This window comes from Shigella sp. SIG3 (assembly GCF_053555855.1).
Window position 1 is genome coordinate 1 of record NZ_JBQZXE010000153.1, and the last position, 7465, is coordinate 7465.

Consider the following 7465-nt stretch of genomic DNA (forward strand, 5'->3'; position numbering starts at 1 on the left):
ATCTGGAAATATAGGGGCAAATCCAAATGATTGTAAGTTTTCAGCGGCTTTTTCGCCGAGATATTTCCTTGTTAACTCTGGGGAAATGCCATCTGAGTTCACACAAATATACGGGTCGCAAACAACGCCGCACGCCGGAGATTGAAGTCCGCCAGCGTCATGTCCAGACGCCATTGATGAGAACATCATCCCCACACCTGACAATCCGATATAAATAATACGCATCATATTCATAGCACATCCTGATAATCCAACCGTACAACACTTATGCTCATTTCGTCATCAATCCGTAATCAAAACCGCTGACCTGGACGAGTTACGATGACCTGACAGAAGTATCAGACGTCTTCTGCGGTTTCTATGATAGAGCAATTCTGTGGCGGATATTAAGATAACGGGTATCTGTTCTTTAATGATGCTGCAAAAAATGGAAAGTTAAGAAAGCCTGGCGTGGTGAAAAAATACACTTGCCTCAATACTGGATATTTAAACAGGTCTGGAGATGCTGTCACGATTAGGGTGCGGAAAAAGGAAGCGTAAATAAGAAGAATCAAAAGTACGACGGCAATGGGTTGATTGACAAGGGTATTTTTTAAGCTATGAATCAGCGCCATTTATCACAGAATAGACTTTTACTCTGAATAAATGGGAGGGTGACTTGCCTCAATATAATCCAGACTATAACATGCCTTATAGTCTTCGGAACATCATCGCGCGCTGGCGATGATTAATAGCTAATTGAGTAAGGCCAGGATGTCAAACACGCCAATCGAGCTTAAAGGCAGTAGCTTCACTTTATCTGTGGTTCATCTGCATGAGGCAGAACCTAAGGTTATCCATCAGGCGCTGAAAGACAAAATCGCTCAGGCCCCCACATTTTTAAAACATGCCCCCGTTGTACTCAACGTCAGTGCACTGGAAGACCCGGTAAACTGGTCAGCGATGCATAAGGCGGTTTCGGCAACCGGTTTGCGGGTTATTGGCGTAAGTGGCTGCAAAGATGCGCAACTTAAAGCCGAAATTGAAAAAATGGGGCTGCCTATCCTGACGGAAGGAAAAGAAAAAGCGCCACGTCCAGCTCCCGCACCGCAGGCTCCAGCGCAAAATACAATGCCGGTCACAAAAACGCGTTTAATAGATACCCCGGTGCGTTCCGGTCAGCGTATTTATGCTCCACAATGTGATCTGATTGTTACAAGCCACGTTAGCGCTGGGGCCGAATTGATTGCCGATGGGAACATTCATGTCTATGGCATGATGCGCGGTCGTGCGCTGGCAGGGGCAAGTGGTGACCGGGAAACGCAAATATTTTGTACGAACCTGATGGCGGAATTGGTGTCCATCGCAGGTGAATACTGGCTGAGTGATCAAATCCCAGCAGAATTTTATGGCAAAGCGGGGCGACTGCAGTTAGTCGAAAACGCTTTGACCGTTCAACCGTTAAATTGATCCCTTTTTAACAAGGAATTTCTATGGCACGCATTATTGTTGTTACTTCGGGTAAAGGGGGTGTTGGTAAGACAACCTCCAGCGCGGCCATCGCCACTGGTTTGGCCCAGAAGGGAAAGAAAACTGTCGTGATAGATTTTGATATCGGCCTGCGTAATCTCGACCTGATTATGGGTTGCGAACGCCGGGTCGTTTACGATTTCGTCAACGTCATTCAGGGCGATGCAACGCTAAATCAGGCGTTAATTAAAGATAAGCGTACTGAAAATCTCTATATTCTTCCGGCATCGCAAACACGCGATAAAGATGCCCTCACCCGTGAAGGGGTCGCCAAAGTTCTTGATGATCTGAAAGCGATGGATTTTGAATTTATCGTTTGTGACTCCCCGGCAGGGATTGAAACCGGTGCGTTAATGGCACTCTATTTTGCAGACGAAGCCATTATTACCACCAACCCGGAAGTCTCCTCAGTACGCGACTCTGACCGTATTTTAGGCATTCTGGCGTCAAAATCACGCCGCGCAGAAAATGGCGAAGAGCCTATTAAAGAGCACCTGCTGTTAACGCGCTATAACCCAGGCCGCGTAAGCAGAGGTGACATGCTGAGCATGGAAGATGTGCTGGAGATCCTGCGCATCAAACTCGTCGGCGTGATCCCAGAGGATCAATCAGTATTGCGCGCCTCTAACCAGGGTGAACCGGTCATTCTCGACATTAACGCCGATGCGGGTAAAGCCTACGCAGATACCGTAGAACGTCTGTTGGGAGAAGAACGTCCTTTCCGCTTCATTGAAGAAGAGAAGAAAGGCTTCCTCAAACGCTTGTTCGGAGGATAAGTTATGGCATTACTCGATTTCTTTCTCTCGCGGAAGAAGAACACAGCCAACATTGCAAAAGAACGGCTGCAGATTATTGTTGCTGAACGCCGTCGCAGCGATGCAGAACCGCATTATCTGCCGCAGTTGCGTAAAGATATTCTTGAGGTCATTTGTAAATACGTACAAATTGATCCTGAGATGGTAACCGTACAGCTTGAGCAAAAAGATGGCGATATTTCTATTCTTGAGCTGAACGTGACCTTACCGGAAGCAGAAGAGCTGAAATAAGCCCGCTGTAAAAACGCATTTATCTTCAAGGCAGAGTCATTTCTGCCTTGAGTTTTTCATCCCTCTCATCCACGTTGTGGTAAAGCGGCGAGTATTCTTGCTGATACTCCTCATTGCTATTTCCACCTCCCCCTTTACACCTTAAGGCTGTTCCCACGCACAGAACAAAATGTTTATGCCTGGTTGAGTAAATAACCATGTTGTTAGTGTGGATATGCTGGGAGATGATAACCCCGCAATTTCATTATTCATTGTTCTCCCATAGGATGAGGTTTCCCGCCGTAACTGGCGGGCTTTTTTTGCCCCAGAATTTTCTCTTTCAACATCCTGTAAACGAAAACTGCGCCGAAGCGCAGTTTAATCGTTGATGGTCAGAACGACCAGTTCACACCAGCCACCGCGTTCCACGGGGACTCCACACCGGCACCATGGCTATACCCCACCCCGAAATGCCCGCTTAACGTACTGCTGAATGAGGCTTTAATACCTGCCTGGTATATTCCACGTCTGCCCGACAAATCATTGACAAAATTACCGTCACTATTCACTTTCACCCGATTATCATCGACAAATTCTTTGCGCACAGCCGCCTTCAGGCAGGGTTCAATTTCCATACCGTTCCCCAGACGCATGTTGTAACTCAGCGTTGCACCCAGTTCACGATATATACTGCGGGTATCGACTGATTTCGATTCCATGCCATTGGATAAATGATAGTAGCGTCTAAGTGACCTAAGCTCTGCTGCAACATCAGCCCGCAGGCACCAGACCAGGGGATTCATCCTGAAGAGACAGCGCAGGTGTATTGTGTTCACCGCTCACCAAAGACATCATGATGAAATGATGATATCCCGCATAAGAAAGAGGCATTTTTTACACGCAGTGCGCTGAAGTGTAGTTGGATAAAAAATCACTCTTTTCAGATAATACTGTCGTACGCTTATCTTTAGACAATGAGGCCGTCGGCAAAATAAAATGACTAATGTAATCGTTGCTGATGAATATCTTCTGCTCACATAAAAATCACACAATAATATTGATAAATCAGATTATCTTACCTTTACAACATTGCGTTAACAGTCAATGACACTTCTTGAATAAAAATATTGTCAATCAATGAGTTATTCCTCATTTAAGATTATTCTCATTCACGTAAAAAACATAATTCCTATCATCACAGCCACGCTCATTTTGAATTATCTGAATAATAGCGAGCGTTCTTTAGTTAAGCAGATCTTAATTGAAGACGAAATTATTGTGTGTGCAACTTACTTAATACCGGACATCTAAGTTGAAGAAAAAAATACTTGCCTTCGGGCTTATCTCAGCATTGTTCTGCTCCACGCCAGCGATGGCGGATATGAACCGCACCACGAAAGGTGCATTGCTAGGCGCAGGCGTTGGTTTACTTACTGGCAATGGTGTTAATGGCGTACTGAAAGGTGCAGCTGTTGGCGCTGGTGTTGGTGCAGTAACAGAAAAAGGCCGCGACGGTAAAAATGCGCGTAAAGGTGCAAAAGTGGGTGCCGCCGTTGGTGCTGTCACTGGCGTTCTGACCGGCAATGGCCTCGAAGGGGCGATTAAAGGTGCCGTGATTGGCGGTACGGGTGGTGCAATTCTGGGTAAAATGAAATAAGGAATGATGATGAAAAAATTTGCTTTACTGGCGGGCCTGTTTGTTTTCGCACCAATGACCTGGGCGCAGGACTACAATATTAAAAACGGTTTGCCGTCAGAAACCTATATTACTTGCGCAGAAGCCAACGAAATGGCAAAAACTGACAGCGCACAGGTTGCAGAAATTGTTGCGGTAATGGGTAATGCCAGCGTTGCCAGCCGTGATTTAAAAATTGAGCAATCTCCGGAACTGAGCGCCAAAGTGGTAGAAAAACTGAATCAGGTTTGCGCTAAAGACCCGCAAATGCTGTTGATCACGGCAATTGATGACACCATGCGTGCTATCGGCAAAAAATAATATTTCATATGTACCGCGTCGATGAATACGACGCGGTTTTTTAGCTAACGGCGGGATCAGAACTTATATTTCAGGCCCACCATCACTGCGGTGTCATTGTAGCCATTATCGCCCAGCTGCACGCCCACATTCCCCCAGACGCTGGCCGCTGGATTCAGGTTGCCATTTACGCCAAGTTTAATTTCCCCCAAATTACTCACCCCATCTTGTTCGACTTTCACACCGTTCATTGAGACAGCAAAATCTTTACTGTTATGGATCCAGTTCATTTCAACAAAAGGTTCAAAGTCGTCACCGTGCGGACCGCTGTTTTTCTCCTGAGTACGAATAAAGGTGCGGAAGCCGAGTCGGGTCTGGATGTTGTTATTTGCGTCATTCTCAATACGTGAGCCATTGGCTTCCGTGTGCGCATTATGATCGACGCCCATCCAGATAGCCTGTGCCTGTGGCTGGAAGATCCACGTATATTTCGCCGCTTCCAGACCAAAGGATTTATTCAGGGCAAAACCGTAACCCGCTTCCAGCGAGACGGTTGCACCTTTCGCGCTATAGGATTCATAGGCTAATTCATCCCCTTTCACGGAGTTTTTAAACCAGCTATATTGCGCCCAGGAGTCAATGTATGCGCCTTTTTTACTGATGTCATCGGCAAACCAAGTGGCATACAGCCCTGCGCTATAGCCTCTGACACTCCCTTTCGAACGATAATCCGACACGCTGGAATGAGTTAAGTTGTAGTCGCGGGCATAACCAGCCATCACTCCCAAACGCCAACTGTCACTATCGGTAAAACCACCGGTTAACAGATCGCCCCCTAACTGCGAGACGTAGCGATGCGAGGTCGTTCTCAACTGTCCGTTGCTGTCACGCCAGGCATTATGCCCGCCAATTTGACGTAGCCAAAGTCGGCTTGAACGCTCCTGTTCAGTTACAGGATCGATGTAGCGCGTTTCACCCGCACGGTCGTTCAGACGCATAACAAAAAGAGTGTTAGCGGCTGCCAGGTTGGCGACGTAACTTCCAGCTTCGGGGCGCAGGACGGGGATAGGCGCAACAGTAGGCGCTGAACTTCCTCCGGAGTTTGTTTCACCGCCGCTCGTTGCCTGGAAGTTAGTCAGATACCAGTTTTTATTGGTCGCTTCGGTATTACCTCGGGTTAATGAATATTCGTAGGCACCGGCGAAAATCCTCGAATCCTTAATAAATTCCCCATTTGATTCCCCCTCAACGCTGATAATCTCTATCCCATTTAACGTGTAAGCTCCGCTGCCTCCTGCATTGGTAACTTTAACTCGGGTTGTTCCAGAGGTATTTCCATTAATAACGACTTTATCCGTAGCTGAATTATCATCATCCAATTCAGTTCTGAGATACAATACGCCATTATTACCAACGTAATTTTCAGTTATTGTTAATCTTGTTGGTTCGACATCCCGTCCATCTGCCCGGGAAATATAGACCGTACTATTATCAACCGTGAGGTTGCTCACCGTTGAGTCAGCTTTAATATCCCAGGTACTATTATCTGAAAGCGACAGATAGGTATGAGTGTTATCATCTGTTGAAATATTAGCTGAACCCGTTATTTTTGAATTAGTTGCATCGACGGTCAAATGACCTTTAATATTATTGATAAAAACATCTGCAGCCGATGATACCTCACTATCCGTAATGGTCACGTTACTCGTCTCATTTTTATGGTAGAGGATTTCATTTGCTGACCGTAGTGAGCTACCAGATAAAATATCTACCGTTGCTTCCTGACTATTTATGGAAGACTCCAGCACAATTCCAGACCCCTGATGCGCGACTGCAGATGTATTTTTCAGCGTCACCGTGCCGCCATTATAAATTTTAGCAATCGCGGCGTCAGGACCCGTTGTATAAATTTCTCCCTGGTTAAATGAAACTGTCCCCTGGCGGGCAGCGATGGCATGAGCATTGTCCCCATGCGTGGTGATATCAACATCGGTTAATGTAACGCTGGCATTGGTATAATCAAGCGTGTCACCAGCCTTGACGACAGTGCCATTAGCGTACGCGGCATAACTTTCTGTTCCGTGGGTTGTGATCTCCCCTTTTGCCATATCCAGTTTTGCTATGGCATTATTTTCATTACTTCCTGTATCGGCAGTACTTTCTTCATCAAGAGAAGATACACACGCACGCGCGCTTCCGGGAGATGCACACGCAAGAACGCCGACTGCGTGATTACCCGCAGTAACAATAAATGTATCATCTCCGTCAGAAAAAGAGGGGGTAACCGAACCGTCAGAGTTGACTCTTATTATGGTGTCAGTATTCAGGTTTCCACTCGTTTGACTTAGCAAACCAATTGAGTAATCCCCCGTTGTGACAATCGTGTTTTTACCCTGCAAAATAACAGCACCGCCAAATTCACTTACGATTGCGCTAGCTGTTAATGCTGGGCTTAGAGGACTATTGTCAGAAGGATATAAACCGCCCGTTGTTACAATGACGCCATTGTTAATGGTTAACTTACTACCCTCTCCTGCAACGGATACCCGTAACTTCCATTACCCGTTGTTATAACTAGCGCATTATCAATATCTTTTACTTTTCCATCTTTTATTGCCACAGCATGTTTATATTCATCGTGCTGAATAAACTGTTCAGCATATGCATTACCCACCGCCAGAGCAATAAGTCCCAAACTAAACCCGGGGAGTTTTTTCAGTTTCATAGATTAACCATCCATTCATTGGATTAACAAACATTCCTGGTCAAATAACCTATGAGCTCAGATTACCAAAACGGAGGGTAAAGACAAAAACAAAAGCACAAAAAATTTAAATAGATAAACAGCGACAATATATAAATGATAAATAAGTCGGCATTATCATTTTTCACCTTATTTTCATGACATTGATCACTTTGGGGTGACTATTTTGTTTAACAAATAACTCTTCGACAT

General features: G+C 45.7%; 11 protein-coding genes and 1 pseudogene. 6 read left to right on the plus strand and 6 right to left on the minus strand.

Going from position 1 to position 7465, the window contains the following annotated elements; genetic code table 11:
• On the minus strand, window positions 1–234 hold a 234-nt coding region (locus ACUU1I_RS18575), incomplete at its 3' end, for a YcgJ family protein (RefSeq protein WP_449144877.1).
• Between the two features lie 519 nt (window positions 235–753).
• Here ACUU1I_RS18575 and minC point away from each other — a divergent pair.
• Genes minC through minE form a run of 3 tightly spaced genes read left to right on the plus strand, consistent with a single transcriptional unit; the run spans window position 754 to window position 2555 of the window.
• Complete coding sequence (gene minC / locus ACUU1I_RS18580) at window positions 754–1449, plus strand: septum site-determining protein MinC (protein ID WP_005067874.1); 696 nt, start codon at window positions 754–756, stop codon at window positions 1447–1449.
• Window positions 1450–1472: 23 nt separating this feature from the next.
• Window positions 1473–2285, plus strand: coding sequence for a septum site-determining protein MinD (gene minD / locus ACUU1I_RS18585; protein WP_000101055.1), 813 nt, complete (start codon window positions 1473–1475; stop codon window positions 2283–2285).
• Between the two features lie 3 nt (window positions 2286–2288).
• Entirely contained in the window at window positions 2289–2555 is a 267-nt protein-coding gene (gene minE / locus ACUU1I_RS18590; protein WP_001185665.1) for a cell division topological specificity factor MinE, read from the plus strand.
• A 371-nt stretch (window positions 2556–2926) separates the two neighbouring features.
• Here the strand turns inward: minE and ACUU1I_RS18595 are convergent.
• The 3 genes and pseudogenes from ACUU1I_RS18595 to ymgJ form a co-directional block, all read right to left on the minus strand.
• Window positions 2927–3271 (minus strand): annotated as a pseudogene (locus tag ACUU1I_RS18595) (autotransporter outer membrane beta-barrel domain-containing protein); the annotation flags it as partial.
• 34 nt (window positions 3272–3305) lie between these two features.
• A complete protein-coding gene (locus ACUU1I_RS18600; RefSeq protein ID WP_001131446.1) occupies window positions 3306–3425 on the minus strand; it encodes a hypothetical protein in 120 nt (39 codons plus the stop codon).
• Window positions 3386–3571 (minus strand): protein YmgJ, encoded by a 186-nt coding sequence (ymgJ, locus tag ACUU1I_RS18605; protein WP_071988566.1) that lies wholly within the window; start codon window positions 3569–3571, stop codon window positions 3386–3388. Before ymgJ ends, ACUU1I_RS18600 begins: the two co-directional genes overlap by 40 nt.
• A 100-nt stretch (window positions 3572–3671) precedes the next feature.
• Between ymgJ and ymgI the strand changes: the two genes are divergently transcribed.
• From ymgI to ACUU1I_RS18620, 3 genes are read left to right on the plus strand one after another with little or no spacing between them, the layout of a single operon-like run.
• Window positions 3672–3845 (plus strand): protein YmgI, encoded by a 174-nt coding sequence (gene ymgI, locus ACUU1I_RS18610; protein ID WP_000122462.1) that lies wholly within the window; start codon window positions 3672–3674, stop codon window positions 3843–3845.
• 1 nt (window position 3846) lies between these two features.
• Entirely contained in the window at window positions 3847–4191 is a 345-nt protein-coding gene (locus tag ACUU1I_RS18615) for a YMGG-like glycine zipper-containing protein (RefSeq protein WP_000726974.1), read from the plus strand.
• A gap of 3 nt (window positions 4192–4194) precedes the next feature.
• Window positions 4195–4530, plus strand: a complete 336-nt coding sequence (locus ACUU1I_RS18620) for a YmgD family protein (protein ID WP_000979977.1) — start codon at window positions 4195–4197, stop codon at window positions 4528–4530.
• Window positions 4531–4586: 56 nt separating this feature from the next.
• On the opposite strand, the gene ACUU1I_RS18625 is transcribed toward ACUU1I_RS18620, so the two are convergent.
• Together ACUU1I_RS18625 and ACUU1I_RS18630 are read right to left on the minus strand one after the other, a co-directional pair.
• Entirely contained in the window at window positions 4587–6908 is a 2322-nt protein-coding gene (locus ACUU1I_RS18625; RefSeq protein ID WP_024260620.1) for an autotransporter outer membrane beta-barrel domain-containing protein, read from the minus strand.
• Window positions 6909–7024: 116 nt separating this feature from the next.
• The gene (locus ACUU1I_RS18630; RefSeq protein ID WP_005047951.1) at window positions 7025–7234 is read right to left on the minus strand and encodes a hypothetical protein; all 210 of its coding nucleotides are present in this window, start codon (window positions 7232–7234) and stop codon (window positions 7025–7027) included.
• Window positions 7235–7465: the final 231 nt, after the last annotated feature.

Coding starts and splice junctions, on each gene's coding strand:
- minC (WP_005067874.1), top strand. CDS start 754: ATGTCAAACACGCCAATCGAGCTTAAAGGCAGTAGCTTCACTTTATCT.
- minD (WP_000101055.1), top strand. CDS start 1,473: ATGGCACGCATTATTGTTGTTACTTCGGGTAAAGGGGGTGTTGGTAAG.
- minE (WP_001185665.1), top strand. CDS start 2,289: ATGGCATTACTCGATTTCTTTCTCTCGCGGAAGAAGAACACAGCCAAC.
- ACUU1I_RS18600 (WP_001131446.1), bottom strand. CDS start 3,425: ATGCCTCTTTCTTATGCGGGATATCATCATTTCATCATGATGTCTTTG.
- ymgI (WP_000122462.1), top strand. CDS start 3,672: ATGAGTTATTCCTCATTTAAGATTATTCTCATTCACGTAAAAAACATA.
- ACUU1I_RS18620 (WP_000979977.1), top strand. CDS start 4,195: ATGATGATGAAAAAATTTGCTTTACTGGCGGGCCTGTTTGTTTTCGCA.
- ACUU1I_RS18630 (WP_005047951.1), bottom strand. CDS start 7,234: ATGAAACTGAAAAAACTCCCCGGGTTTAGTTTGGGACTTATTGCTCTG.